At 58.5% G+C, this 24,827-nt stretch carries 26 protein-coding genes; 22 read left to right on the top strand and 4 right to left on the bottom strand.

Annotated features, from left to right (window positions below; all coding sequences use genetic code 11):
* The first annotated feature begins 98 nt into the window (after positions 1–98).
* From ACQZ51_RS01395 to guaA, 14 genes are all read left to right on the top strand, one after another.
* The gene (locus ACQZ51_RS01395; protein ID WP_448774682.1) at positions 99–1,079 is read left to right on the top strand and encodes a complex I NDUFA9 subunit family protein; all 981 of its coding nucleotides are present in this window, start codon (positions 99–101) and stop codon (positions 1,077–1,079) included.
* Positions 1,080–1,734: 655 nt separating this feature from the next.
* Complete coding sequence (locus tag ACQZ51_RS01390) at positions 1,735–2,427, top strand: glutathione S-transferase family protein (protein WP_448774681.1); 693 nt, start codon at positions 1,735–1,737, stop codon at positions 2,425–2,427.
* 103 nt (positions 2,428–2,530) lie between these two features.
* Positions 2,531–3,646: a tRNA epoxyqueuosine(34) reductase QueG gene (gene queG, locus ACQZ51_RS01385; protein WP_448775711.1), complete on the top strand. Its 1,116-nt coding sequence runs from the start codon at positions 2,531–2,533 to the stop codon at positions 3,644–3,646.
* A complete protein-coding gene (locus ACQZ51_RS01380) occupies positions 3,647–4,525 on the top strand; it encodes an SDR family oxidoreductase (RefSeq protein ID WP_448774680.1) in 879 nt (292 codons plus the stop codon).
* A gap of 394 nt (positions 4,526–4,919) precedes the next feature.
* Positions 4,920–5,288: a septal ring lytic transglycosylase RlpA family protein gene (locus ACQZ51_RS01375; protein ID WP_155398731.1), complete on the top strand. Its 369-nt coding sequence runs from the start codon at positions 4,920–4,922 to the stop codon at positions 5,286–5,288.
* 86 nt (positions 5,289–5,374) lie between these two features.
* The gene (locus ACQZ51_RS01370) at positions 5,375–6,664 is read left to right on the top strand and encodes an RsmB/NOP family class I SAM-dependent RNA methyltransferase (protein ID WP_448774679.1); all 1,290 of its coding nucleotides are present in this window, start codon (positions 5,375–5,377) and stop codon (positions 6,662–6,664) included.
* Positions 6,665–6,811: 147 nt separating this feature from the next.
* Positions 6,812–8,089, top strand: a complete 1,278-nt coding sequence (locus ACQZ51_RS01365; protein ID WP_448774677.1) for an imelysin family protein — start codon at positions 6,812–6,814, stop codon at positions 8,087–8,089.
* 144 nt (positions 8,090–8,233) lie between these two features.
* Complete coding sequence (locus ACQZ51_RS01360; protein ID WP_448774676.1) at positions 8,234–9,733, top strand: di-heme oxidoreductase family protein; 1,500 nt, start codon at positions 8,234–8,236, stop codon at positions 9,731–9,733.
* Complete coding sequence (locus tag ACQZ51_RS01355; protein ID WP_448774674.1) at positions 9,733–10,854, top strand: imelysin family protein; 1,122 nt, start codon at positions 9,733–9,735, stop codon at positions 10,852–10,854. The genes ACQZ51_RS01360 and ACQZ51_RS01355 overlap by 1 nt, the downstream gene beginning before the upstream one ends.
* A 3-nt stretch (positions 10,855–10,857) precedes the next feature.
* The gene (locus ACQZ51_RS01350) at positions 10,858–11,949 is read left to right on the top strand and encodes a DUF1513 domain-containing protein (protein WP_448774672.1); all 1,092 of its coding nucleotides are present in this window, start codon (positions 10,858–10,860) and stop codon (positions 11,947–11,949) included.
* A 50-nt stretch (positions 11,950–11,999) separates the two neighbouring features.
* On the top strand, positions 12,000–12,452 hold the full coding sequence (locus ACQZ51_RS01345; RefSeq protein WP_448775709.1) for a TspO/MBR family protein: 453 nt from the start codon (positions 12,000–12,002) through the stop codon (positions 12,450–12,452).
* Between the two features lie 69 nt (positions 12,453–12,521).
* The gene (locus ACQZ51_RS01340) at positions 12,522–12,971 is read left to right on the top strand and encodes a PaaI family thioesterase (protein WP_042616338.1); all 450 of its coding nucleotides are present in this window, start codon (positions 12,522–12,524) and stop codon (positions 12,969–12,971) included.
* Positions 12,968–13,606 (top strand): 5'-methylthioadenosine/S-adenosylhomocysteine nucleosidase, encoded by a 639-nt coding sequence (locus ACQZ51_RS01335; RefSeq protein WP_448774670.1) that lies wholly within the window; start codon positions 12,968–12,970, stop codon positions 13,604–13,606. The genes ACQZ51_RS01340 and ACQZ51_RS01335 overlap by 4 nt, the downstream gene beginning before the upstream one ends.
* An 84-nt stretch (positions 13,607–13,690) precedes the next feature.
* The gene (gene guaA, locus ACQZ51_RS01330) at positions 13,691–15,268 is read left to right on the top strand and encodes a glutamine-hydrolyzing GMP synthase (protein ID WP_042616336.1); all 1,578 of its coding nucleotides are present in this window, start codon (positions 13,691–13,693) and stop codon (positions 15,266–15,268) included.
* Positions 15,269–15,606: 338 nt separating this feature from the next.
* Here the strand turns inward: guaA and ACQZ51_RS01325 are convergent, their stop codons facing one another.
* Entirely contained in the window at positions 15,607–15,774 is a 168-nt protein-coding gene (locus ACQZ51_RS01325; protein WP_202905893.1) for a hypothetical protein, read from the bottom strand.
* Positions 15,775–15,965: 191 nt separating this feature from the next.
* On the opposite strand from ACQZ51_RS01325, the gene ACQZ51_RS01320 reads away from it, so the two are divergent.
* The 3 genes from ACQZ51_RS01320 (at position 15,966) to ACQZ51_RS01310 (ending at position 18,110) form a co-directional block, all read left to right on the top strand.
* Positions 15,966–16,313 (top strand): ArsC family reductase, encoded by a 348-nt coding sequence (locus ACQZ51_RS01320; protein WP_448774668.1) that lies wholly within the window; start codon positions 15,966–15,968, stop codon positions 16,311–16,313.
* Between the two features lie 8 nt (positions 16,314–16,321).
* Positions 16,322–16,798: a Cys-tRNA(Pro) deacylase gene (gene ybaK, locus ACQZ51_RS01315; protein WP_448774666.1), complete on the top strand. Its 477-nt coding sequence runs from the start codon at positions 16,322–16,324 to the stop codon at positions 16,796–16,798.
* 73 nt (positions 16,799–16,871) lie between these two features.
* Positions 16,872–18,110: an aminopeptidase gene (locus ACQZ51_RS01310; protein ID WP_448774664.1), complete on the top strand. Its 1,239-nt coding sequence runs from the start codon at positions 16,872–16,874 to the stop codon at positions 18,108–18,110.
* A gap of 4 nt (positions 18,111–18,114) precedes the next feature.
* On the opposite strand, the gene ACQZ51_RS01305 is transcribed toward ACQZ51_RS01310, so the two are convergent.
* On the bottom strand, positions 18,115–18,978 hold the full coding sequence (locus tag ACQZ51_RS01305; protein WP_448774663.1) for an EamA family transporter: 864 nt from the start codon (positions 18,976–18,978) through the stop codon (positions 18,115–18,117).
* A gap of 81 nt (positions 18,979–19,059) precedes the next feature.
* On the opposite strand from ACQZ51_RS01305, the gene ACQZ51_RS01300 reads away from it, so the two are divergent.
* Positions 19,060–19,560: a MarR family winged helix-turn-helix transcriptional regulator gene (locus ACQZ51_RS01300; protein ID WP_448774662.1), complete on the top strand. Its 501-nt coding sequence runs from the start codon at positions 19,060–19,062 to the stop codon at positions 19,558–19,560.
* Positions 19,561–19,599: 39 nt separating this feature from the next.
* Here the strand turns inward: ACQZ51_RS01300 and xseA are convergent, their stop codons facing one another.
* Positions 19,600–21,198: an exodeoxyribonuclease VII large subunit gene (gene xseA, locus ACQZ51_RS01295; RefSeq protein ID WP_448774660.1), complete on the bottom strand. Its 1,599-nt coding sequence runs from the start codon at positions 21,196–21,198 to the stop codon at positions 19,600–19,602.
* A 195-nt stretch (positions 21,199–21,393) separates the two neighbouring features.
* On the opposite strand from xseA, the gene ACQZ51_RS01290 reads away from it, so the two are divergent.
* Entirely contained in the window at positions 21,394–21,624 is a 231-nt protein-coding gene (locus ACQZ51_RS01290) for a hypothetical protein (RefSeq protein WP_448774658.1), read from the top strand.
* A gap of 67 nt (positions 21,625–21,691) precedes the next feature.
* On the top strand, positions 21,692–22,057 hold the full coding sequence (locus ACQZ51_RS01285) for a hypothetical protein (protein ID WP_448774657.1): 366 nt from the start codon (positions 21,692–21,694) through the stop codon (positions 22,055–22,057).
* Here ACQZ51_RS01285 and ACQZ51_RS01280 read toward each other — a convergent pair.
* Positions 22,054–23,040, bottom strand: coding sequence for a Gfo/Idh/MocA family protein (locus ACQZ51_RS01280; protein ID WP_448774655.1), 987 nt, complete (start codon positions 23,038–23,040; stop codon positions 22,054–22,056). The genes ACQZ51_RS01285 and ACQZ51_RS01280 overlap by 4 nt on opposite strands.
* Positions 23,041–23,212: 172 nt before the next feature.
* Here ACQZ51_RS01280 and ACQZ51_RS01275 point away from each other — a divergent pair, with 172 nt between their 5' ends.
* Both ACQZ51_RS01275 and ACQZ51_RS01270 read left to right on the top strand, forming a co-directional pair.
* Positions 23,213–23,773 (top strand): isochorismatase family protein, encoded by a 561-nt coding sequence (locus ACQZ51_RS01275; protein WP_448774653.1) that lies wholly within the window; start codon positions 23,213–23,215, stop codon positions 23,771–23,773.
* On the top strand, positions 23,773–24,762 hold the full coding sequence (locus tag ACQZ51_RS01270) for a GlxA family transcriptional regulator (RefSeq protein ID WP_448775707.1): 990 nt from the start codon (positions 23,773–23,775) through the stop codon (positions 24,760–24,762). Before ACQZ51_RS01275 ends, ACQZ51_RS01270 begins: the two co-directional genes overlap by 1 nt.
* Positions 24,763–24,827: the final 65 nt, after the last annotated feature.

Genomic DNA, 24,827 nt, shown 5'->3' with positions numbered 1-24,827 from the left:
ACTCTCATCATGTCTGGTCGCTGTTCTCTCTTCCCGTTGCATCGGCTTTAAGCTAAGAGACGGAAACGCCTAGATTCAACGCTTCGCAGGAGCTTCCCATGCCTTTGGCCAACCTTCCCCCTCTCGTCACCGTTTTCGGCGGTTCGGGCTTTGTCGGACGGCATGTGGTGCGCACTCTGGCCAAGCGCGGATACCGCATTCGCGTCGCCGTACGCCGCCCCGATCTGGCGGGCTTTTTGCAGCCGCAGGGCAATGTCGGACAGATCTCCTTTGCGCAGGCCAATCTGCGCTACAAGGAGTCCATCAACAAGGCCGTCGAGGGTGCAGACCATGTGGTCAACTGCGTCGGCATTCTGTTTGAGAGCGGACGTAACACATTCGACGCTGTGCAAGAATTCGGCGCACGCGCCGTGGCGGAAGCTGCGAGAAATGCCGGTGCGACGCTGACACATATTTCCGCGATTGGTGCCGATGCCAATTCGACCGTCGGTTACGCCCGTACCAAGGGCCGCGCAGAAGCCGCGATCCGTGCCGCTTTGCCAGACGCCATCATTCTTCGCCCATCCATCGTGTTTGGCCCCGAAGACGATTTCTTCAACAAGTTTGCGGGCATGGCCCAGAGCATGCCGTTCCTGCCGCTGATCGGCGGTGGTCACACCAAGTTCCAGCCCGTCTATGTGGAAGATGTTGCCGAAGTCGTCGCCCGCAGCGTTGATGGCGCGCTGAAGCCAGGTGTGACCTATGAGCTTGGCGGACAGGATGTCATGACATTCCGTGCCTGTCTTGAGGCGGTTCTGGCCGCGACCTACCGCCAGCGCCCGCTGGTGAACCTGCCATTTGGCATCGCAACGCTGATCGGCAAGATCGCGTCCATGGTGCCGCTGATCACGCCGCCATTGACGGCAGATCAGGTCACGATGCTGCGCGATGACAACGTCGTTTCTGCAGAGGCCGAAAAGGCTGGTCTGACGCTGGAAGGTATCGGCATGACGCCCGTGCGCGTGTCTTCGATCCTGCCGACCTATATGGTGAGCTACCGCACCAACGGACAGTTCAGCAATGCAGGAAAAGCTGCCTGAGGCAGTGCAACCAAACGCACATCCGTGCGTTCTCACGATAACGGGCAGCGGCTAGTTCGCTGTCCTTTTGTATGTGGGGGCACATCATGATCAGAGTTTCAGCGGCACAAGCGTGGCACAAGGGCAACTGTGGACAAGAGTTCGCATTAACCCCGTATTCAGTAAGCTCCTTTATTGCTACACGCCACATCCTACACACATCCAGAACATAACAATCACCGTGCAACGCTTCGCGTCCCCACGTTCATCGTCTGAAAGGCTAAATAAAAATGGGCAAGTCTATCGCACTCTTTTTTGCGTGTGCGGCTTTGGTTGTTCTGGCAGGTTCATTTATGGCTCCAGGTACTGTCGCAGCCAACAAGTCAGGCTGTTCACCAGCTTACGGCGTCGACCCTTGCACGACGAGTTCCATCTCGGCGAACTGATCAATCGCAAGCAGAGCGCCTTGCTCTGATTTTTTAAAAAGCGCCATCGGCTCAATCGACGGCGCTTTTTTCATGAAAAATGCCCTTTTAAGCCGTTATGCGCGGGGACAATCGTCATCTCGTTAAACTTGTCTTAAAAAAGCTGAACTTATAGTTTCTGCACAGGCGATCACGTCCGCTGTCTGGCGATAAAAGACACACCCCTCCTTTCACCAAATGTTTGAGTGCCGATGCCAACCCTTTTTCATTCTCCCATGTCAACTGCGTCCCGTTTCGTCCGGCTGATCCTGACCGAATACGGATTTCAGGTCGATCTGGTCGAAGAACAGCCCTGGGAAAGACGGCGGGAGTTTCTGGCGCTCAACCCGGCGGGTACATTGCCGGTCTATCTGGATGACAATATGCGCTCGCTTTGCGGGCCCTATGTGCTGGCGGAGTTTCTGGACGAAACCCATGGTGTATTGAAACGGGACAAGCGACTGCTAGCCGAAGACCCCTTCCAGCGCGCTGAAATTCGACGTTTGACCGAGTGGTTTCTGCAGAAGATGGAAACGGACGTGACGCGCCCTCTGGTGCGCGAGCGCGCGCACAAGCTGCAAATGTCCACGGCACAGGGCGGCGGTCCACCAGACAGCAAGCTGTTGCGCACCGCGCGTGCGAATGTGCACCAGCACATGAAGTATCTGGAATGGCTGGCGGGTTCGCGCACATGGCTAGCGGGTGACCGGCTGAGCTACGCCGATCTGGCTGCGGGTGCCTCAATCTCGATTCTCGACTACCTCGGCGAGATCAACTGGCTGGAAGCGCCGATTGCCAAGGAATGGTATCAGCGCGTCAAGTCCCGCCCATCCTTCCGCCCGCTTCTGGGTGAGCGCGTGCCGCGTCTTGCGCCATCGTCCCATTATGCGGATCTCGATTTTTAAGCGCGCCGACAGCTTATGATAGTATGCTGAGACCGGCGGGATGTCTGCCACCAGCATCGGGAGAACAGCCATCGACACGGCATTGCAGAAGCAGCAAGCGCGGATGGCGAAGCTGACGGATTTCATCCGCGCTGAAGCGACCTCGCTTGGCTTTGATCTCTGTCGCGTCACCTCTGCCGACAGCATTCCGCTGGCGCCTGAGCGGCTTCGGGAATTCATCGACAATGGCTTCCACGGCACGATGGGCTGGATGGAAGAAACGGAAGCACGGCGCGCCAGCCCGAAAACGCTGTGGAGCGAGGTGCGGTCCGTGGTCATGTTCGGCATGAATTACGGCCCGGATGAAGACCCACGTGGCATTCTCTCAAAACCGGACAAGGCGGCCATATCGGTCTATGCCCGCAACCGCGATTATCATGACCTTATCAAAGGACGGCTGAAAGAGATTGCCACCCGCTTTGCCGCACGGGCGGGAGAGGACGTGAAGGTCTTTGTCGATACCGCGCCTGTGATGGAAAAACCGCTGGCAGCGGCAGCGGGTCTTGGCTGGCAGGGTAAACACACCAACCTCGTCAGCCGCAGCCATGGTTCCTGGCTGTTTCTGGGCAGCATGTTCACAACGGCGGAACTCTGGCTAGATGAGGCGGAGCGCGACCATTGCGGATCGTGCCGGGCCTGTCTTGACGCCTGCCCGACGGATGCCTTTCCAGCGCCCTACAAGCTGGATGCGCGGCGCTGCATTTCCTACCTGACCATTGAGCACAAGGGGACCATTCCCCATGCGCTGAGGCCCTTGATCGGCAACCGCATCTATGGCTGCGATGATTGCCTTGCGGCATGCCCGTGGAACAAGTTTGCAGCCAGTGCATCCGAGATGAAATTGCAGGCCCGGGACGATCTAAAAGAGCCTGAAATCGCCTTTTTGCTGACGCTGGATGATGCGCAATTTCGCGCCTTTTTTAGCGGATCTCCGGTCAAGCGCATCGGTCGCAACCGCTTCATTCGCAATGTTCTGATTGCAGCAGGCAATTCTGCTGATGCTTCATTTATTGAACGGTGCCAGATACTTAGCAAGGACGACTCACCAGACGTACGCGGCATGGCGGTGTGGGCGCTGTCAAGATTGATGGACAGGCAGAGCTTCAATGCCTACGCTGCGGCCCGTGCACCCGAGGACGATTCGGACGTGCTGAACGAGTGGATGACCGCAGGAGTGTAAATGTCGCATCTGATGATTTTCGGGGCCGGATATTCCGGCAAAGCTATCGCCCGAGCACTCCAGACCGACATGGATCGCATTTCCGGCACGACGCGCAGCGAGGGCAAACTTTCCACGCTGCAGTGCCACGCCATCGCACCCTTTATCTTCACCGGTGAAACCATCAGTGACGAGTTGCGCGCCGAGCTGCAATCGGTGACGCATCTTGTGCAGTCCATTGCGCCCAGCACATTCGGCGATCCTTTGCTGCGGCTGAGTGAGGGCGACCTGAAAAGCCTGATGCCGAATTTGCAATGGTGTGCATACCTCTCGACGGTCGGCGTTTATGGCAACCATGATGGCGCCTGGGTGGATGAGGACACGCTCTGTCGGCCCGTCTCGGTGCGCTCAAAAGAGCGGGTGGACGCCGAAAATGCCTGGGGCGAGGCCTGCAAGCAGGCTGACGTCAAGCTGTGCGTGCTGCGTCTCTCCGGCATTTACGGGCCGGGACGCAACGGGCTTATCAATCTCGAAAAAGGCACGGCGCGACGGCTGGTGAAGAAGGATCAGGTCTTCAACCGTATTCGCGTTGAAGATATCGGCGCGGCCACGGCGTTTCTGATCGAGCAGAAGGCAAATGGCATTTTCAACGTGACAGACGACGAACCTGCGCCGCCGCAGGATGTTGTCACATTCGCCGCCGGACTGATGGGTATAGAGCCGCCTGAAGAACAGTCGTTCGAGACCGCGCAACTGACCGAGATGGCCCGCTCCTTTTATGGCGAGAACAAACGGGTCTCCAACAGCAAGCTCAAGGCGCTCGGTTTCGATTTTTCGCATCCTGACTATCGGCAATCCCTGCGTGAGATGTGGAATGCGGGCATCTGGCGAGATGAATAAATATTCATATTGGATGCGGTGAAAAATCCATCCAAAGGCCCTTTTGGGGAATGTTTTAATCGCAATTGCGCCTAATTAACCATTTGTTAAAGTGCAATTTGGCTTAATTTTTCATGCATTGGAAAATTATTTCACAGGGATTTCGTGATCCGACTCCTGTTCGGCGCTTCACGCAATGGATTTTCGTTGCTCTTTGATTCCAAATGAATTTTTTGCTGAATCATCGAAAGCTATCCAAATTGCAGGTCAGCTGTATGATCACGAATGTTACAGACTGTAATACTTCGTGATTAGACCTCGGCCATTTTTCGCCATTTTTCCCACGCTCTACACTCCATCAATTGAATGAGCCTTAAGTTCATCGGCGCGGGGCCGAGTGTCAGGGAAGCACAGTTTGACGAATATTCGACGCATGACTATCGCGGCGGCAACTATAGCCGTCTGTTCCATCATGACTCCACTACAAGCCAATGCCGGTACCGGTTGCGGGGGCGCATCCTGGTATGCCTTGACCTCGAAGACTGCTTCGGGCGAACGGATGAACCCTTCCAACCTGACGGCTGCCCATCGCTCGCTGCGCTTCGGCACCAAGGTCAAGGTGACCAATGCCCGGAACGGCAAGGCTGTTGTGGTGCGCATCAATGATCGCGGTCCGTTCATCAAGGGACGTGTGCTTGATCTTTCCAAGGCAGCGGCCAAGGACATCGGCATGGTCAGCTCCGGCACGGCCAAGGTTTGCTACGAGATCATCGCGGCCAAGTAAGGTTCTTTAGCGAAATCTACGCGAAGGCTTGCCCTCGCCACTATTCACGTCTACCTACCCGGACGAATGTGTGTGTGAGGTAGATTATGCGTTTGGGCGGGCGTTTGGCCGGGGCGATCGAAGTGTTGGCGGATATCGAAGCGCGCAGGCGCCCGGTGGCCGATGCACTGAAGGACTGGGGACTGGCGCACCGTTTCGCTGGTTCCGGCGACAGGGCAGCGATTGGCAACATCGTCTATGACGCCTTGCGCATGAAACTCTCCCACGCATGGGTGATGGATGACGATAGCGCAAACGCGCTGGGTTACGCCGTGATGCTGCGCCAATGGGGACAATCCGTCGAGCAACTGGCCGCCGAATTCGACGGCGACAAGTTTGCACCGGAGCCCCTGTCGGATGCCGCGGCATCTGCTTTTGCATCCCGCTCTCTTGCCGATGCACCTCATCATGTGCAGGGCGATATTCCTGACTGGGTGCAGGCCTCCTTCGAGGCGACCTTTGGCGAGAACTGGCTGCGCGAGGCGCAGGCGCTGAACCTGCGTCCGACACTCGACCTTCGCGCCAATACGCTCAAGGCATCCCGCACCAAGGTCATCAAGGCGCTGGAAGATGCCAAGGCGCAAGCCACGCGCATTGCCCGCCACGGCGTGCGCATTGCCGCCGGTGAAGGCCCATCGCGCCTGCCCAACGTGACCGCCGAGCTGTCTTTCCAGAAGGGCTGGTTCGAGGTTCAGGATGAGGGTTCGCAGATCGTTGCCGATCTTGCCGGTGCGCAGGAAGGCGAACAGATCCTCGATTATTGCGCAGGCGGTGGCGGCAAGACGCTGGCCATGTCTGCGACCATGAACAACAAGGGTCAGGTTCACGCTTTCGATGCGGACCGCAAACGGCTGGCTCCGATCATCGAACGGCTGAAGCGCGCTGGTACCCGCAATGTGCAGGTGCATGACCGGGCGGAAAACCTCGAACGCTACCAGGGCAAATTTGACCGCGTGCTGGTAGACGCCCCCTGCACCGGCACCGGCACATGGCGCCGCCGCCCGGACACCAAATGGCGGCTGACGCAGCGCAATCTGGAAGAGCGCGTCGAACAGCAGGTTCAGGCGCTGGATCAGGCCAAGATGTTCGTGCGTCCCGGTGGTGAGCTGGTTTACGTGACGTGTTCTGTTCTACCGGAAGAAAATGAGCGCCAGGTGCGCCGTTTCTGCGCGGAAAACCCGGAATTCTCCATCCGCTCCGGACTTGACCGCTGGACCAGTATTTTCGGTGCAGACACTATCAAGCCGCATTCTTCCGACGGAGAGACTGTGACGCTTACCCCGGCCACCACAGATACGGACGGCTTTTTCTTCTGCGCGATGAAGCGCACGGCCTGATATCCTTCCGAAATGGTCTGACATGCTGGCGCAGCTGGCATGTCACCCTTGGAACACTTCTAAACTAGAATATTTGACACAAGTTTGTGATTGGTTCAGAACTCGCCATCACAGCCTCGTTACGAGTGGGCTGGATGAGGAGAGATGATGTTCCGCAAATCCATTTTGGGTGCCAGCCTGGCACTTCTGGCCGCTTCCGCGACATTGAGCGCAATTCCAGCCCGGGCCGCAACCGACACAGCCGCCGTGGTCAAGCATTATGCGGAACTGGGCTACGCCAAATATCAGGACTCGCTGCTGACAGCGCAGACGTTGGACAAGGCAATCGACGCGCTGATCGCAAGCCCCAGCGAAGCCAATCTGAAGGCTGCCCGCGAGGCATGGATCAAGGCCCGCGTGCCTTACCAGCAGACGGAAGTCTATCGCTTCGGCAACCCGATCGTTGACGAGTGGGAAGGCAAGGTCAACGCCTGGCCGCTGGACGAAGGCCTGATCGACTATGTCGACGGCTCCTACGGCACCGAAAGCGATGAGAACGAGCTTTACACCGCCAACATCATTGCCAACACCAAGCTCAAGGTTGGCGGCGAAGAGGTGGATGCCTCCAGGATCACGCCAGAGCTGATCCGCAGCCTTGCGGAAGCGGGCGAAGTGGAAGCCAATGTCACCACCGGTTACCACGCCATCGAGTTTCTGCTCTGGGGGCAGGATCTGAACGGCACCGGCGCAGGTGCGGGTAACCGCCCCTATACCGATTATGACGTGAAGAACTGCACCGGCGGCCATTGCGACCGCCGCGCCGAATACCTCAAGGCTGCATCCACCCTGCTGGTTGCCGACCTCAAGGAAATGGCTGACAACTGGGCGCCGGGTGGCGAGGCTGCGAAAGCTGTCGAGGCCGACCCGAAACAGGGCCTCACAGCCATCCTGACCGGCATGGGCTCACTGTCCTATGGCGAACTGGCGGGCGAGCGCATGAAGCTTGGCCTTCTGCTGCACGATCCTGAAGAAGAGCATGATTGCTTTTCCGACAACACCTATAATTCGCATCTCAACGACGCCATCGGCATCGCCTCGGCCTATACGGGTGAGTATACCCGCGTTGATGGCACCAAGCTCTCAGGCCCTTCGCTCTCGCAGCTGGTTGCCGCAAGCGACAAGACGCTGGACGGCGAAATGCAGGCCAAGTTGAACAAGACGCTTGATGCCATGCACGCAATGGAAAAGCGCGGCCAGACCGTTGAAGCCTACGACCAGATGATCGGCGAAGGCAACAAGGAGGGCAACGCCGTGGTGCAGGCTGCCATTGACGGGCTTCTGGACCAGACCAAGACCATCGAGCGCGTCATTGCTGCGCTTGATCTCGGCAAGATCCAGCTGGAAGGCTCAGACAGCCTTGACAGCCCGAACGCCGTCTTCAAGTAGAACCGATCAGGCAGGCCGCGTGGATGACACGCGGCCTCCTATTCAAAAGCGTTGCAGGCGGACCATTTTGCGAAGAGCGCAATCTTTCACATGTCGGTATCACAGAGCTGATGCGGATCAGGCGCGGCCTGCCGGTTGCCTTTCATGAGATCGGCACGACAGCTCTGTCGCTCCGGCGTGCTGCTTGCTTTGACCGCGGGCGGCATCGCCTTTGCCGAAGACGTGCCACGCGGCGACATTTCCGCTGACGACTTGCAGCGCGTGCGACAGGTCACGCAGCCTACTACTGATTTTTCCAAAGCAGAACCCTTCGAGGCCATGTCCGCCGGGGCTGCGACGACGACGGCAACGACGGACCCCTTCTCGCAACCCTCCGCCAATATGGGCTTTGAGCGCGGGCAGGATTTCAAGCTGGGCAATGCGCTGTTTCAGAAGCTGTGGGTCTCCTCGCCATCGTCCACGCAGGCCTCTGACGGGCTGGGGCCGCTTTACAATGCGCGCTCCTGCCAGACCTGCCACATCAAGGATGGGCGCGGGCGTCCGCCTGTTGGCGGCGAAGATGCCGTTTCGATGTTTCTGCGGCTGGCCCGGCCAGCCCGCACAGCGCAAGAGACGAACGCAATCCAAAGCCATGAGGTTGTGAACTTTCCCGACGCGACCTATGGCGGCCAGCTTCAGAACCAGGCTGTTCCGGGCTTGAAGGCTGAAGGAAAGCTGTCCGTGACCTACACTGAGCAGAGCGTGATGCTGCCCGGTGGCGAAGTCGTTTCGCTGCGCAAACCCTCCTACGGCGTATCAGGGTTGAATTACGGGCCGCTTGGCGACGACACGACGCTTTCGCCCCGCATCGCCCAGCCGACCCTTGGTCTGGGATTGATCGAAGCCATTGCGGACGAGGATATTCTGGCGGGCGCCAGACCCGGTGGAGAGGTATCAGGCAGACCGGCATGGGTGCGCGACCACCGCAGCGGGGGGTTAAAGCTCGGGCGCTTCGGCTGGAAGGCGCAGAATGCCAGCGTGCGCGATCAGGCAGCCAATGCGCTGTCGCACGATATCGGCATATCCTCTCCGGATGCGCCCAATGCCTTTGGTGATTGCACGCAAAGGCAAGCGGATTGTCTGGCCCTGCCGACGGGTGTGCAGAAACGGCTGGGCGATGCAGAAGCGCCCTCCCCAGTGCTTGACCTCATGACATTCTACACCGAAAATCTGGCTGTGCCTGCGCGCCGCAAGGTGGATGATCCCACCGTTCTGCAAGGCAAGCAGCAGTTTTACCAGGCCGGATGCGCCGCCTGTCACACGCCGAAATTCGTGACGAAGCGCGATGCCGCAGACCCCCTGCACGCTTTCCAGCTGATCTGGCCCTATTCGGATTTTCTGCTGCACGATATGGGCGAAGGTCTCAGAGACGGGCAGCAGGTGGGTGAGGCAAGCGGAAGTGAGTGGCGCACGCAGCCGCTCTGGGGCATCGGCCTGACGCAAGCCGTGAATGGTAATGGCTTTTATCTGCATGACGGGCGGGCGCGCAGCCTGACCGATGCGATTTTATGGCATGGTGGCGAGGCGCAAAAGGCGCGTGACGCCTTTGCTGCCTTGCAAAAGCCTGACCGGCAGGCTTTGCTGAGTTTTCTGGAGTCCCTTTGATGACAATAGCGATGCGACCCTCTCACATGCTTCTGCCGCTGGCCTTTCTGCTGAGCTTCGGCACGGCACTGGCGCAGGATGTGGAGCTGATGCCACCGCCGCCGCTTGACCCGGTGAAAATACGCACCGTGATGGAAAAGGCCGTGGATGGGTTCATCCGCCCCGGCTATGACGGATTTCGTGATCGTGCCAAGGCGCTGGAAGGCAAGATGCAGGCGCTGTGTGCCGCACCTTCGGCAGACAACATGGCAGCTGCGAAAGCGGGCTTTGCAGACGCGGCAGGCGCATGGTCTGGCATCGAGATTGTGCGGGTTGGTCCGGTGATCGAACAGAACCGTTTTGAGCGTGTGCTCTATTATCCTGACAAGAAGGGCCTCGGCCTGAAGCAGGTGCAGAAATATCTTGTCGATAAGGACGAAAGCGTGACCACGCCACAAGGCTTGCGAGGCAAGAGCGTTGCGGCCCAAGGCTTCGGTGCGCTGGAATATGTCCTCTATGGCACCGGAGCAGATGACGCGCTGAAGCAGAAGAACAGCCTTCGCTGCCGTTATGGCACAGCCATTGCTGGTAACATTGCCAATATTGGCGTTGAGCTTTCCGACCTGTGGAATGCACCTGATGGCACGGCGAAACACTGGAAGGAGCCGGGGCCGGACAATCCCGTGTTCCGCGATGAGCGCGAAGCACTGGTGGCGCTGCTGGGCATTCTGGTTCACGCCTCCGAAGACATTCGCGACAAGCGCATCGAGACCTTTTACAAGGGACCTGACAATGCGAAATTTCCGCGCACCGCGATCTATTTGCGCTCTGGCCTGACCTGGATGAGCATTGGCACCAATATTTCTGCCGTGCAGCGGCTGATGCACACGGCGCAGATGAGCGATCTGCTGCCGCCGGATCAACGTTCCATCATCGGCTCCATCGATTTCATCGCCAAATCCATGGTTCGTGTTGCAGGCACAATCGAGCCCGACGTGGAAAAGGCACTTGCCGACGACAAGGAGCGCGCAAAGGTCGATTACCTGCTGCTGAATGGCAAGGATATGATCTATCGCATCAACGACCAGTATGGTGGCGCCATCGGGCTCAGCTCCGGCTTTTCCTTCTCGGACGGAGACTGAACGGTGGCTCGCGACAAACGGTTGCTGATCGACCGGCGAACCTTCATCAAGGCGGCAGGCGTTCCATTTCTGGCCGGCCTTGCCCCGCGCTCGCTCTACGCGCTTGAGCGGGCAGATGCGGTTTTCGCCTCGGCTTTCCGCGCCCGCGATGGCTCCTACGGTGTTGCGACGGTGACCGAAGCCGGAGAGATCGTCGAGCGCATGCCACTGCCAGCCCGCGCCCACGGCATGGCAACCAGCCATGCCACTGGGATGACGGTTGCCTTTGCGCGCAGACCCGGCACGTTCTTCATGGCGTTTGATCCGGCCCGAAAGCGCGAGCCAATCGTGATGCACACGCCTGAGAACCGCCATTTCTACGGCCACGGACAGTTCTCGCCTGACGGCTCCATTCTTTACGCCAGCGAAAATGATTTCGATAAAAATCGCGGCGTGATCGGTCTTTACGATGCGCGGGACGGCTTTCGCCGCATCGGCGAATACAGTGCGCGGGGTATCGGCACCCATGACATGACCATCAGCGACGATGGAAAAATGATCATCATCGCCAATGGCGGCATAGAAACCCATCCGGATTTCGGGCGCACCAAACTCAACCTTGATGCCATGGAGCCCTCGCTGGTGCTCCTGGATGCGGCAACGGGGCGCCTGATACAGAAACATGGCCTTGCCAAGAACCTGAGCCAGCTTTCGACCCGCCATGTGGATCTTGGCCGTGACGGGCGCATCTGGTTTGCCTGCCAGTATGAGGGGCCACGCAACACGTTGCCACCGCTGATCGGGCATTTTTCCAAGGGCGACGATCTCAATTTCATCAATCTGCCGGATGAGACAACGACCCGGCTGGCGAACTATGTCGGCGCCATTGCCGTCAACAGACGGGATGGCGTCATCGGCGTGACATCGCCCAACGGCAATGTGGCGGTGACGTTGGATGAGAAGACCGGCAAGGTTTTGCGCGAAACCACGTTGAGTGAAGCGGCGGGCGTGGCGGCGGCGGCGCGTGGCGTCGTAACATCATCCTATGACGGACATTTCAGCACCGCGACGAGCCCTGTGGCCTGGGACCAGCATATCGTCAGGCTTACCGGGTAAATTGCCTGATGGCACTGGAACCAAAGCATTTTCTGTGCATTTCATGGTCCATGAAGAAGCTCCTCGTCTACATCGCTTTCATCGTTGCCGTCGTTGCCATTGGCGCGCTCATTGGCATGAACAATGTTCCGGGCGCGTGGTATCAAACCCTGAACAAGCCCTTCTTCAATCCACCCAACTGGATTTTCGGGCCGGTGTGGACGGCTCTCTACGTGATGATCGGCATTGCTGGTGCACGCACATGGCTGAAAAGCCGCATGGGCGGGCGGATGCAGCTGTGGGGCAGCCAGATGCTGCTGAACTTCATGTGGTCGCCGATCTTCTTCACTATGGAAAGCCCCGTTGGTGCGCTGATCCTCATCGTGCCCATGCTGATTTGCGTCATCGCCTTCATCATCATGACGGCTACGCGGGACCGCATATCCATGTGGCTTTTCGTGCCCTATGCGGCGTGGGTGGCCTTTGCCACGCTGTTGAACGCCAGCATCGTTTATCTCAATTAACCGTCTCACGCACTTGCCTTGCGGACTGTCACACGCCATGTTTTGGGAAAGACAAAAAGAGGCAGGGGAATGGATTTCATCGATCCCGGCGATTTTCGCCAGCGGATAGAAAAGAGCTTTGCGCGCCAGGGCGTCGTTCAGGCTATCAAGGCAGAGATTTCGCGCATTGAGCACAGGCTGGTGGAAATCGAACTGCCATTTCACCGCAAGCTGACGCAGCAGCACGGCATTCTGCATGCCGGTGTGATTGCCGCTGCCCTTGATACAGCCTGCACCTATGCCGCCTACACCATCATCGAACCCGATGCCTCCTTGCTGACAATCGAATTCAAGGTCAACCTCATGTCGCCGGGGCGCGGCGAGCGGTTTCTGTTTCGCGGTGAAATTACCAAGCCCGGCAGCAACATCATCGTGGCCGATGGCCGCGCCTATGCGCTCTCCGACGGCCCCGCCAAGCTGATCGCCTCCATGACCGGCACGATGATGGTGATGAAGGGACGGGAAGGTTTTGAAGAATGAGTTTTGAGATTGTTGAAGTCGCGGGCAAGCGGCTGTTGTTCGTCATGGCAGCGGATGCCGAATATGGACCTCACCTGCAGGCCCGCTTTAAGCCCTTGATGACGGGTGTCGGACCGGTGGAAGCGGCTGTGACGCTGGCTTCGACCCTCGCAAGACTTCAGGCGGACAACGCCCTGCCAGACCTTGTCGTGTCTCTCGGCTCGGCGGGATCTCGCACACTCGAGCAAGCTGAGGTCTATCAGGCTACCTCCGTGTCCTACCGCGATATGGATGCGTCTGCCTTCGGTTTCGAGAAAGGCCGCACACCGTTTCTCGATCTTCCTGCTGAAATCGCTCTGCCCTTGCAAATCCCAGGCGTCGCCGGCGCAAGACTGTCCACGGGCGCGAATGTCGTCTCAGGCGCGGCCTATGACACTGTCGATGCCGATATGGTGGAGATGGAGACATTTGCGCTGCTGAGGGCCTGCCAGCGTTTCGATGTTGAGCTGATCGGTCTGCGCGGCATATCGGATGGCAAGGCGGATGTGCACCATATTTCCGACTGGACCGCCTATCTGCATGTGATCGACGAGAAGCTGGCGCAAGCGGTGGACAGGCTCTGCCGCGCCGTGGAAGATGGCAGCATTTCGCTCTGAACCACTTGCCTGATGGCGCAATTTCTGGCTTTTCAGGCCATATCACGGGTTGCCTAAAGCACCATATTTCTTTAAAGGCTCGCCATGACCCAGATAGCCCATCCCGACAGCATCCTCATCATCGATTTCGGCAGCCAGGTGACGCAGCTTATTGCGCGCCGTGTTCGCGAGGCCGGAGTTTATTGTGAAATCCATCCGTTCCAGAACGCAAGCGATGCGTTTGAGACGCTGAAGCCGAAGGGCGTGATTTTCTCCGGCGGCCCGGCATCGGTCACGGCAGAGGGAAGCCCGCGCGCGCCGCAGGCAGTGTTCGATTCCGGCATTCCGATCCTCGGCATCTGCTACGGCCAGCAGACGCTGTGCACGCAACTGGGCGGCACGGTTGAAGGCGGACATGCGGCAGAATTCGGCCGCGCCGATATCGAGATCAAGAAGGCAAGCCCGCTGTTTGATGGCTTCTGGGATGTGGGCAATCGTTACCCTGTATGGATGAGCCATGGCGACCGCGTGACGCAGTTGCCGCATGGTTTCGAAGTGGCCGCGACATCCGAAAACGCGCCATTTGCCATCGCCGTCAATGAGGAGCGGCGCTACTACACCACCATGTTCCACCCGGAAGTGATGCACACGCCTGATGGCGCAAAGCTTCTGTCCAACTTCGTGCACAAGATCGTCGGCCTGAAATCCGACTGGACCATGGCCGCCTACCGCGCCGAGATGATCCGCAAGATCCGTGAGCAGGTGGGCAGCGAGCGCGTGATCTGCGGCCTTTCCGGCGGTGTGGATTCCTCCGTTGCAGCCGTTCTCATTCATGAGGCCATTGGCGATCAGCTGACCTGCATTTACGTCGACCATGGCATGATGCGCATGGGCGAGAGCGATCAGGTTGTGGGCATGTTCCGCGACCATTACAACATTCCGCTGGTGCATGTGGATGCCTCCGACCTGTTCCTGACGGAACTGGCTGGCGTTTCCGACCCGGAAGTGAAGCGTAAGACAATCGGTCGCCTGTTCATCGAGACATTCGAGGCCGAAGCCGCCAAGATCGCCTCCGACGGCAAGGGCGCACCGGCGTTTCTGGCGCAGGGGACGCTCTATCCAGACGTGATCGAAAGCGTGTCCTTCTCCGGCGGTCCATCCGTGACCATCAAGAGCCACCACAATGTCGGCGGTCTTCCAGAGCGCATGAACATGAAGCTGGTAGAGCCGCTTCGTGAACTGTTCAAGGATGAAGTTCGTGCGCTTGGCCGCGAACTGGGCCTTCCCGAAAGCTTCATCGGTCGCCACCCCTTCCCTGGCCCGGGTCTTGCCATCCGCTGCCCCGGCGTCGTGACACGCGAGAAGCTCGACATTCTGCGCAAGGCAGACGCCGTCTATCTGGACGAAATCCGCAAGGCCGGTCTTTACGATACCATTTGGCAGGCCTTTGCCGTGCTGTTGCCAGTTCAGACCGTCGGCGTCATGGGTGACTACCGCACCTATGATTTCGTCTGCGCGCTGCGCGCCGTAACCTCCGTGGACGGCATGACGGCGGATTTCTACCCCTACGACATGAACTTCCTCGGACGTGCGGCAACCCGCATCATCAACGAGGTCAAGGGCATCAACCGCGTGGTCTACGACGTGACGAGCAAGCCACCGGGCACGATCGAGTGGGAATAATCCGCTCCTGATGCCAGATATCACCGGGTTTCGTCTGAAGACGGAGCCCGGTTTTTTTTGACTTCATTTCAGACGGATGCGGTTGCGCCGGACGAGCATCGATATTTGCTGTGGCGGTCGAAAGCGGAAAATTGTGGGAATTGGTTGATGCTGAGCATCTGATGGGAACTGCGATGCGACGGGTTGGTCGCGTGTGTCACATGTTCATCGTCGGGCGATTGCGCATCATGCGCGATACAGCCTCAACGAATGCGGTGAAATGCACCGCGCGTGGATGAGGGGCATGTGCGCCTCATACCAAGGCGAGGCAATGGCGCCTCGCCGACAGACTTGAGAGATTAGAGCTGTACCTTGTCGAAAGCCTGGCGGTCGATACCGAGTGCGTCGAGGTCAGCGCCTGCAGGCTTGCGGTGGGAGCGAACCGCTGCAGAAACGGCCAAAGCTGCGCCGAAAACTGCAAATGTTTCGCCAAAAAACTTACGGGATGTCTTAGCAACGTTACGCATGTGCGTCTCTCCTTGTGATGCCCATAATATGAGTATTTAAGCGATTTCGCACAACTCATGATTTAGCAGCCAAGCCATGCAGCTTAGCTCGAACTCGTTTGAATGACTGACCCAATAAATATGCATAGCTCGGAGCCATTTGAACGTGGCTGATTTGTTGATATGTCCATTCCAGCAATGCGGAGGACGGCGTGATGGTCACGATTTACGGTATCAAGAACTGCGACACGATGAAGAAGGCGCGCACCTGGCTTGAGGCACAAGGTATCGCCTACACATTTCATGATTACAAAACCGCAGGCATTGATGCTGTTCACCTGAACGCTTGGTGCGATGCTGCCGGTTGGGAAACAGTGCTGAACCGCGCAGGCACAACGTTCAAGAAGCTGGATGAGGCGGATAAGTCCGATCTGACACGCGAAAAGGCGATCGCGCTGATGCAGGCGCAGCCCTCCATGATCAAGCGTCCCGTGCTGGAAGCGAAAGGCAAGGTCACGGTTGGCTTCAAGCCCGAGATCTACGCGGCGCTGTTCGGTTAGGCTGCCCCATGTCAAAAACCACCCGCGCAACCCAGCTGCTGACCAAGGCCGGTATTTCCTTCACCACCGTTGCCTATGACTATGATCCGAATGCCGAGCGGATCGGGCTGCAGGCGGCGGAAGCGATTGGGGCCGAGCCGCATCTGGTGCTGAAAACGCTGATGGCAGAGGTGGATGGCAAGGCCGTCTGCGTTGTCGTGCCCTCTGACCGGGAGGTGAGCATGAAAAGGCTGGCGGCGGCGTTTGGCGGCAAATCCGCCCATATGATGAAGCCCGCGGATGCCGAGCGGGCAACGGGATATCATGTCGGCGGTATCAGCCCTTTCGGCCAGAAGAAGCGGGTGCCCACGGCCATCGAAGCGCAATCCATGGGGCATGATCTGGTTTACATGAATGGCGGCCAGCGCGGGTTGCAGGTGCGCCTTTCACCCGTCGATGCGCAGTCGGTTTTGAGGGCGCTCTCAGTGCCGCTGGTCACGGATTAGCACAAAGACGGTTGGCTTTCGCGGCGAATGGGCTATGTTTTGCGCCTCGCAATAAAGACATTGAAGGCGTACCATGACAGTCTCCCCCATCGATCCCGTCAAACTGGAAAAGCTGGCCGAAGTGGCCATCAAGGTCGGGCTGCAATTGCAGAAGGATCAGGATCTGGTCATCACCGCACCGCTCGCCGCGCTGCCGCTGGTGCGATTTTTGACCAAGCATGCCTATATGGCTGGCGGTGGTCTGGTGACGGCTTTTTACTCCGACGAAGAAACGACGCTCGCCCGTTACAACCATGCCAGCGATGCCAATTTCGACCGCGCGTCAGGCTGGCTCTATGAAGGCATGGCGAAGGCCTATGCCAATGGCGCAGCCCGCCTTGCCATTTCCGGCGATAACCCGATGCTGCTTGCGGATGCGGACCCGGCCAAGGTGGCACGGGCCAACAAGGCCAACTCCACCGCCTACAAGCCAGCTCTTGAGAAGATTTCAAACTTCGACATCAACTGGAACATCATTTCCTATCCCAACCCTTCCTGGGCGAAACAGGTGTTCCCCGGCATTCCCGAAGATGAAGCGGTGAAAACGCTGGCGGATGCGATTTTTGCGGCGTCGCGCGTGGATCTCGCCGATCCGGTTGCGGCCTGGGCTGAGCACAATGCCAATCTTGCCAAGCGCTCCTCATGGCTGAACGGCGAGCGTTTCGCCTCGCTGCACTTCACCGGCCCCGGCACGGATGTGACGATTGGTCTTGCGGATAATCACGAATGGCATGGCGGTGCGTCCATGGCCAAGAACGGCGTGACCTGCAACCCCAACATTCCAACCGAGGAAGTCTTCACCACGCCGCACGCGCTGCGGGTGAACGGATATGTATCCAGCACCAAGCCACTGTCGCATCAGGGCACGTTGATTGACGATATCAGGGTGACATTTGAGGATGGTCGCATTGTAGAAGCCAAGGCTTCCAAGGGTGAGGCGGTGCTGAACAAGGTTCTGGACACAGATGAAGGTGCGCGACGTTTGGGCGAAGTGGCGCTGGTGCCGCATTCCTCGCCGATCTCGGCCAGCGGCATTCTGTTCTATAACACGCTGTTTGACGAAAATGCCTCCTGCCATATCGCGCTTGGCCAATGCTACTCCAAGTGCTTTATCGATGGCGCAACGCTGACGCAGGATCAGATCAAGGCACAGGGCGGCAATTCCAGCCTGATCCATATCGACTGGATGATCGGCTCCGACAAGGTCGATATTGACGGTGTCAGAGCCGATGGCTCGAAGGTGCCAGTCATGCGCAAGGGCGAGTGGGCCTGAGCATTCAGCGCGGTGCCTGACTTTTCTGGCTGAGCCAGACGCTTGATAGCACCATGATGAAACCAGCGATCTGCGCTGGCGCGAGGTTTTGACCGAGCGCCAGCCAGCCCAGAAGCGTCGCCGTGACCGGGCTGAGAAAGCCGAGCGATGCCGCCGCAGATGGCTCGATGCGCGCCAGACCTCTGAACCACAGAAGGTATGTGAAGGCGGCTCCGATCAAACCGAGATAGGCCAGACCAAGCACGTTTTCCGCGCTCAGTGCCGGCAAGGCGGGCTCGAAGAACAACGCCACCGGCACGAGCAAAACACCACCAGCTGCCAGTTGCCACGCCGTGAAGGTGAGGCTTGAGACCGGCGGTTGCCATTTGCGCGTCAGGACCGTGCCAAAGGCCATGGACACTGCGCCCGCGAAAGCTGCCGCGACGCCCACGGGATCCAGCGCCGCCTGGGGTGTCAAAACCAGACATGCGACGCCAGCGATGCCGATGATACCGGCCACGACGGTCAGCGTGCGAATGGGGCGCGCCAGATAGATCCGTGAAAGCGCGATGACGATCAATGGCTGCACGGCGCCAACGGTGGCCGCCACACCGCCCGGCAGGCGGTAAGCTGCCATGAAAAGCATGACCCAGAAAAATGCGAAGTTCAAAGCGCCGAGGACAAACACCCGGCCCCACCAGATTCCATGCGGCAGCCTGCGCACAAGAAGCAGCAAGAGCAACCCGGCGGGCAGCGCACGCAGCATGGCGACGTGCATGGGATATCCCTGCGGAAGAAATTGCGTCGTGACGTAATAGGTACTGCCCCAGATGGCTGGAGCAATTGCGGTCATGGCGATATCGATACTGTGGCTCAATTTTTTCTTCATTTCAAGATTCTCGACTTCAAGATAAATCGACCCTATGCCATTTTATCTTGACGTCAAGATATCCAATGATATTTCTAATCCATGAGTGAAGCGCCCCCACCTGACCATGTTGACAAGATTCTCGCCCAATGGAAAAGGGAGCGACCTGACCTTGATGTTGCACCAATGGGTCTTATCGGCCGACTGCACCGGCTGACGACCCACCTTGGCCGCGAGATCGAGGCCGTGCTGATGCAACATGGATTATCAATATCCGCGTTCGATGTGTTGGCCACCTTGCGGCGGGCGGGCGCGCCCTACCAGCTCTCGCCCGGCGAATTGCTCGGCATGACCATGGTCAGTTCCGGCACCATGACAAATCGCATCGACCAGCTGGAAAAGGCAGGACTTGTGCAGCGGATCAACAATCCGCAGGACCGCCGGAGCGTGCTGATTGCCTTGACCGACAAGGGATTTACCATTGTCGATGAGGCCGTGACGGCACATGTCGCAAACCAGCATGAACTGCTTGCGGAGGTAAGTGAGAACGACCGGCTCGAATTTGACCGGCTGCTCAGGTTGTTTTTAGCAAGGATCGAGTGAGAGGCTATAGCCTTCAGCTCACCATCCTGTTCTCACACGCTAAAACAGAGTCCCCTGATCGACAGGACCTGATGAGCCTAGTTTGGCAGGCTTCTTCTTCGGCGCTGGAGGTGCCCCTTCTGCGGGCGGGGTATCCGAACCACCGGCTACGGCAGAGACGCGGCCATCGGCGAACTCCATCGACACCACAGCGCCTGAAGCGACAGAAGCGGCGCGGGTGAGCGGGCGGTTGTCCTCATCGAGAATGACGGCATAGCCGCGTTTCAGCACATTCTTATAGGACAGGGATTGCAGGATGCGATCATGGGCGGCGATGCCGGCGCGGTTTTGCGACATGCGATTGAGCACGGCGGTATCTGCCCGGCGGGTGGCACCAGCCACCTTTTCTTTCTGGCGATCCAACTGGCCCAGAAGGCGCGCGGGCAGAGCGCGCAAGGAGGAGTCAGACGAGGACACGCGCGATTGCGCCTGCAGCAGGCGGCGTTCGACCAAAGCTTCGGCGCGCTGCATCCGCTCCTGAATGCGCTGACGCTGCTGCTGGATGCCATGCCCCAGCACGTCTGGTCGCAGACCGGAGGCGGTCCGCTCGAAACTGCGGCGCTTGTTGAGCGTGTTCAGCTCCAGACCGCGACCGAGACCGCTGGCTGCCTCATCAAACCGGCGACGGGGCAGAGCGAGCAATTGATCCAGCGAGGGAATGGCGCGCACCAGCGCCCGCACGCCCTGGCGGCGATTGTCCATCTGGCGCGACATGGAGCCGGACAGGCGCGCAGACAGGCCCGCCAGTTGTGCCTCCAGATCTGCCCGCACCGGTACGGCCATTTCGGCAGCGCCGGTTGGCGTGGGCGCGCGCACATCGGCAGCGTGGTCGATCAGCGTTGTGTCGGTCTCATGCCCGACAGCGGAGATCAGCGGTATCTCGCTTTCGGCGGCTGCACGCACGACGATCTCGTCATTGAAACTCCAGAGATCTTCCAGACTGCCGCCGCCACGGGCCACGATCAGCACATCCGGGCGGGGAATGGCCCCGCCAACCTCAAGCGCATTGAAGCCTCTGATGGCGTTGGCCACCTCTTCGCCAGACCCCTCGCCCTGCACCTTGACCGGCCAGACCAGCACATGGACGGGGAAACGATCGGAAATACGGTGGAGAATATCGCGGATGACGGCACCTGTCGGCGAGGTGACGACGCCGATGACGCGGGGCATATAAGGCAGGCGGCGTTTGCGGGCCTGATCGAAAAGGCCCTCCGCTGCCAGCTTGCGGCGGCGCTCTTCCAGCAGCGCCATCAAGGCACCTGCGCCAGCAGGCTCCAGGCTTTCAATGACGATCTGGTATTTGGAAGAGCCCGGGAAGGTGGTGATCTTGCCGGTGGCGATGACCTCCATGCCCTCTTCCGGGCGGAATTTGAGCTTGGAGAAGCTGCCTTTCCAGATGACGGCATCAATGCGCGCCCGGTCATCCTTCAGGGAGAAATAAGCATGGCCCGACGTGTGCTGGCCGCGATAACCGGAGATTTCACCGCGCACCCGCACTTGATCAAAGGCGGTTTCCACCGTTCGCTTGATGGAGCCGGAAAGCTCCGAAACAGAAAACTCTGCGAGGTTGGTGAGAGGCTGGCTGAAAATATCGCTCATGCCCGTTTCTAACCCATGAGCCGCGATTCGCAAATCGACTTGATGACGCCGATTTGACAATTTGACGACGAATAAATTTCACAAATTTGTAACAATCTGGTATTTTAGCAATTGGACGTGCATGAATGGAGGAGAATAAGGGTTTTTGAGGATGACGGTGCCTTTCCTCAAGCCCTCTGGAGGAGGAGCGGCATCATGGTATTTATTCTTGGAATCTGTCTCGGCGTAGCTGGGCTTGCGCTGCGCTCAATGACTGCTATTGCAGCGACCGGCACGTTTATTGCCATCGCATTTGGTGTCGCCGCACTTGTTTCTGCGTCAGGCGTGCACATCATAACGCTGCTCATTGCGCTTGCTGGTTACAACGTTGGCATTGGAGGTGCCATCGGCGTATTCATGGTCTTGCGAGGATTGCGTACAGCTTAAAAGGCTTCTGCGCGTCGCCCTGCTCCTATAGAGTCTGTTTCAACGATTTGAGACGGGGCGGTGACGCATGAGCATGCTGACATTCATTCTGATGAACGCCGCCTTCATGGCGATTGACGGCGCGATGACGTTTGTCATGTCGAATGCGACGGAGCTGTCTATCGCCCAGGCTCGCCTCATAAGTTGCACGATCACGCTTGTTGTGATTGGCTTCTCGATGGCCCGGCCTGTGCCACCGCGCGCCTCAAGCGATAGCCCCAGCCGCACGCTAGCTGCCATCATCAGCGCGCTGGGCACCGGTCTGAGTTGCGGGCTTTTCATTCTCATTCTCAGCCGAAATCCAATGCTGCAATGGCCGGCGGCCTTCGCCGCCAGCGCATTTGCGAGCCTGATCTTCGCATCCCTTGCCTACAGGCGCGCGCAGAGGCGTTAAACCGTTTCCCATCCATCTTTGTCAGCGGCGCGGTAGATGGCATCGATGAAGCGTTGGCTGTTTTTCGAGCTTTCCAGCGACACGACATCAGCCTCTGCGCCACTTGCTGCGGCTGCGAAGGCTTCGATCTCACGGCGATACTGGCGGCTGTCCTGAAAACGGAAAATCTGGGACTGGCCATGGCTCTGGTTGGTAAGCTCAACCTCCTCGGCACCCCAACGATCTGCGTTGAAGGGAGATTTTACCTCGATATAGCCTTCCGTGCCGTGCAGAACCATGAGCTGACGGGCGGCGAGCTGGGTGGAAATATAGAAGCTGAGTTCGAAATCACCGAAATCCGCCTTCACGCTGGCATAGATATCCGTGCCGAAGACCGGGTCGCGCTCGACCACCGCCTGCACGCGCTTCGGCTCCTTGCCGGTGACAAAGCGTGTGGTGATGGTTGGGTAAACGCCGATATCCGGCAGTGCGCCGCCGCCCAGTTCCGGAATGTTGCGCATATTGCCCGGATCACGGTTGAAATAGGTAAAGGACCCCTGGACGTGCTTGAGCGTGCCAATGGCACCGGATGCGAGCAGTTCCCGCACCTTCAGCCATACGGGTGTATAGGTCACCATATAGGCTTCCGAGATTAGCACCTTGTTGCGGTCTCGGGCAGCAATCAGGCTGTCGATTTCGTCTGCCTTCAACGCAATGGGCTTTTCGCACAGCACGTGCTTGCCCGCATCTGCGGCCTTGATGGACCACTCCACATGCTGGGCGGTTGGCAGCGGAATATAGACGGCATCGATAAGGTCTGATGCCAGCATGTCCTCATAGGAACCGAAAGCGTGGGGCACAGAGAAACGGTCCGCCAACGCCCGTGCCTTGGTGGCATCGCGGCTGGCAATGGCGGTGACAACGGCGTTTTCCGCATCCTGAATAGCGGGGATGACGAGTTCCCGACCGATTTTTGCCGTCGACAGAATTCCAAAACGCAGCATGCAAACCTCCACAATGTTGGGCGGCACCTTATCACGCTCTGATCCGCGTGCAACATGTCCACACGCTATGAAACATCATGGCTGAATATGTCCGTTCTTCGGCGCTGTCGTTTCTTTCGGCTTTCTATTGGAGGCTCAATACTGTAATTTCAAGAAATCGGAGATACATGAAATGTCCCATGCGAAGACAGCGCTTCTGGTGATCGATGTGCAGCAGTCCTTTCGGCACGCCCCTTATTTCGATGAAAGCGGCCTGCCCGCCTTTCTCGCCGCGCAGCAGAAGCTGATTGATGGGGCGCAGGCCGCTGGCATTCCCATCATCCAGATCTTCCATGTCGATGGCGACCGCGCCTTTGCTGAGGAGAGCGGCTTCATCCGCGCGCTCGATGGCATCACGATCAACCCGACAGTGACGTTTCGCAAGAACAGGCATTCGGCCTTTATTGGCACGGAGCTTGATGCGTGGCTGAAGAGCCACGGCATTGAGCGACTGATCGTTTCCGGCATTCGCACCGAGCAATGCTGCGAGACCACCACGCGCCACGGTTCCGATATGGGCTATGCGGTTGATTTCGTGACCGAAGCGACGCTGACATTTCCGATGACGCATGCATCTGGCACGGTGTTTTCGGCAGCCGATATTGCCAAGCGCACCGAACTGGTTCTCGCTGGCCGTTTCGCCCGCATCACCACCGCAGACGGTGCCTTGCAGGCAGACCAAGACGCCGCATGATGACCGATGGCGGCGCGCGACCAAAAATCATACCGGTTTTCGTGGTGCTGCCGCCACAAACGCTGCTGCTGGATGTTGCAGGCCCACTGGAGGTGCTGCGCTACGCCAACCAGGAGCAGAATGCTGTTCAGTTCGATTGCAGATATGTTGCAGCAAGCCCGACCCAGACGACGACCATAGGGCTTACAATATCCGGGCTGGAGGGATTGCCTGAAACGCTTCCTGAAAACGCTTTTGTCATCATCTCAGGCGGCTCGCTTCTGGAAACCAGGCAGGCCGGATCGCGGCAGGAACGGCAGGTTCTGGCGCACTGGCTGCGGCGATGCGTGCGAAGCGATACGACGGTCGTTTCCATCTGCTCGGGCGCGCTGATTGCTGCCGAGGCAGGGCTTTTTGATCATCGCCACTGCACCACCCATGCCGACTGCATGGATGAATTGCGAAAAATTGCGCCGCTGGCCTGCGCGGTGAGCAACCGGTTGTTCGTGGAGGATGGGCGCTGCTTTTCCAGTGCTGGCATAACCACCGGCATCGACCTTCTGCTCCATATTGTTTCAGGGCTGACCAGCCCTGCCGTCGCCTCCCGCATTGCCCAGATCATGGTCATTTACATCAGGCGGACCGCCAATGATCCGCAAATCTCTCCATGGCTCTCAGGGCGAAACCACATCCACCCTTCCGTTCACAGGGCGCAGGATGCCATTGTTGCCAACCCCGCCGCCGAATGGTCGCTGGCAACGCTTGCCAAGCTGGCGCATGTGAGCGAGCGGCATCTTTCACGCCTGTTTCGCGAACATGCAGGCGTGAGCGTGGTGGACTATATCAACCTGATGCGCGTCAATCTTGCGGCTGATATTCTGGCGCATTCCCGGCTTGATATGGAGGCGGTGGCGGAACGATCAGGCTTTGCCTCGGCCCGCCATCTTCGCCGTGTCTGGCAGCAGCACCATGCGCAACCGCCCAGTTCTTTCAGAGCGCTTCCGTCGTGATCGTCGTTTGCATCACAGGCGCGAGGGACAGGCATCAACGAAATTCAATGGTTATGCCGTGGGCC

Source organism: Agrobacterium sp. CG674 (assembly GCF_053521645.1).
Note: the sequence above shows the minus strand (reverse complement) of the source record. Positions and strands in the feature narration are given on the sequence as shown.

Coding starts and splice junctions, on each gene's coding strand:
- ACQZ51_RS01310 (WP_448774664.1), top strand. CDS start 16,872: ATGACAGTCTCCCCCATCGATCCCGTCAAACTGGAAAAGCTGGCCGAA.
- ACQZ51_RS01365 (WP_448774677.1), top strand. CDS start 6,812: ATGTTCCGCAAATCCATTTTGGGTGCCAGCCTGGCACTTCTGGCCGCT.
- ACQZ51_RS01380 (WP_448774680.1), top strand. CDS start 3,647: ATGTCGCATCTGATGATTTTCGGGGCCGGATATTCCGGCAAAGCTATC.
- ACQZ51_RS01275 (WP_448774653.1), top strand. CDS start 23,213: ATGTCCCATGCGAAGACAGCGCTTCTGGTGATCGATGTGCAGCAGTCC.
- ACQZ51_RS01325 (WP_202905893.1), bottom strand. CDS start 15,774: ATGCGTAACGTTGCTAAGACATCCCGTAAGTTTTTTGGCGAAACATTT.
- ACQZ51_RS01390 (WP_448774681.1), top strand. CDS start 1,735: ATGCCAACCCTTTTTCATTCTCCCATGTCAACTGCGTCCCGTTTCGTC.
- xseA (WP_448774660.1), bottom strand. CDS start 21,198: ATGAGCGATATTTTCAGCCAGCCTCTCACCAACCTCGCAGAGTTTTCT.
- ACQZ51_RS01360 (WP_448774676.1), top strand. CDS start 8,234: ATGAGATCGGCACGACAGCTCTGTCGCTCCGGCGTGCTGCTTGCTTTG.
- ACQZ51_RS01300 (WP_448774662.1), top strand. CDS start 19,060: ATGAGTGAAGCGCCCCCACCTGACCATGTTGACAAGATTCTCGCCCAA.
- guaA (WP_042616336.1), top strand. CDS start 13,691: ATGACCCAGATAGCCCATCCCGACAGCATCCTCATCATCGATTTCGGC.
- ACQZ51_RS01305 (WP_448774663.1), bottom strand. CDS start 18,978: ATGAAGAAAAAATTGAGCCACAGTATCGATATCGCCATGACCGCAATT.
- ACQZ51_RS01345 (WP_448775709.1), top strand. CDS start 12,000: ATGAAGAAGCTCCTCGTCTACATCGCTTTCATCGTTGCCGTCGTTGCC.
- ACQZ51_RS01280 (WP_448774655.1), bottom strand. CDS start 23,040: ATGCTGCGTTTTGGAATTCTGTCGACGGCAAAAATCGGTCGGGAACTC.
- ACQZ51_RS01270 (WP_448775707.1), top strand. CDS start 23,773: ATGACCGATGGCGGCGCGCGACCAAAAATCATACCGGTTTTCGTGGTG.
- queG (WP_448775711.1), top strand. CDS start 2,531: ATGGCGAAGCTGACGGATTTCATCCGCGCTGAAGCGACCTCGCTTGGC.
- ACQZ51_RS01285 (WP_448774657.1), top strand. CDS start 21,692: ATGAGCATGCTGACATTCATTCTGATGAACGCCGCCTTCATGGCGATT.
- ACQZ51_RS01290 (WP_448774658.1), top strand. CDS start 21,394: ATGGTATTTATTCTTGGAATCTGTCTCGGCGTAGCTGGGCTTGCGCTG.
- ACQZ51_RS01340 (WP_042616338.1), top strand. CDS start 12,522: ATGGATTTCATCGATCCCGGCGATTTTCGCCAGCGGATAGAAAAGAGC.
- ACQZ51_RS01370 (WP_448774679.1), top strand. CDS start 5,375: ATGCGTTTGGGCGGGCGTTTGGCCGGGGCGATCGAAGTGTTGGCGGAT.
- ACQZ51_RS01395 (WP_448774682.1), top strand. CDS start 99: ATGCCTTTGGCCAACCTTCCCCCTCTCGTCACCGTTTTCGGCGGTTCG.
- ACQZ51_RS01355 (WP_448774674.1), top strand. CDS start 9,733: ATGACAATAGCGATGCGACCCTCTCACATGCTTCTGCCGCTGGCCTTT.
- ACQZ51_RS01335 (WP_448774670.1), top strand. CDS start 12,968: ATGAGTTTTGAGATTGTTGAAGTCGCGGGCAAGCGGCTGTTGTTCGTC.
- ybaK (WP_448774666.1), top strand. CDS start 16,322: ATGTCAAAAACCACCCGCGCAACCCAGCTGCTGACCAAGGCCGGTATT.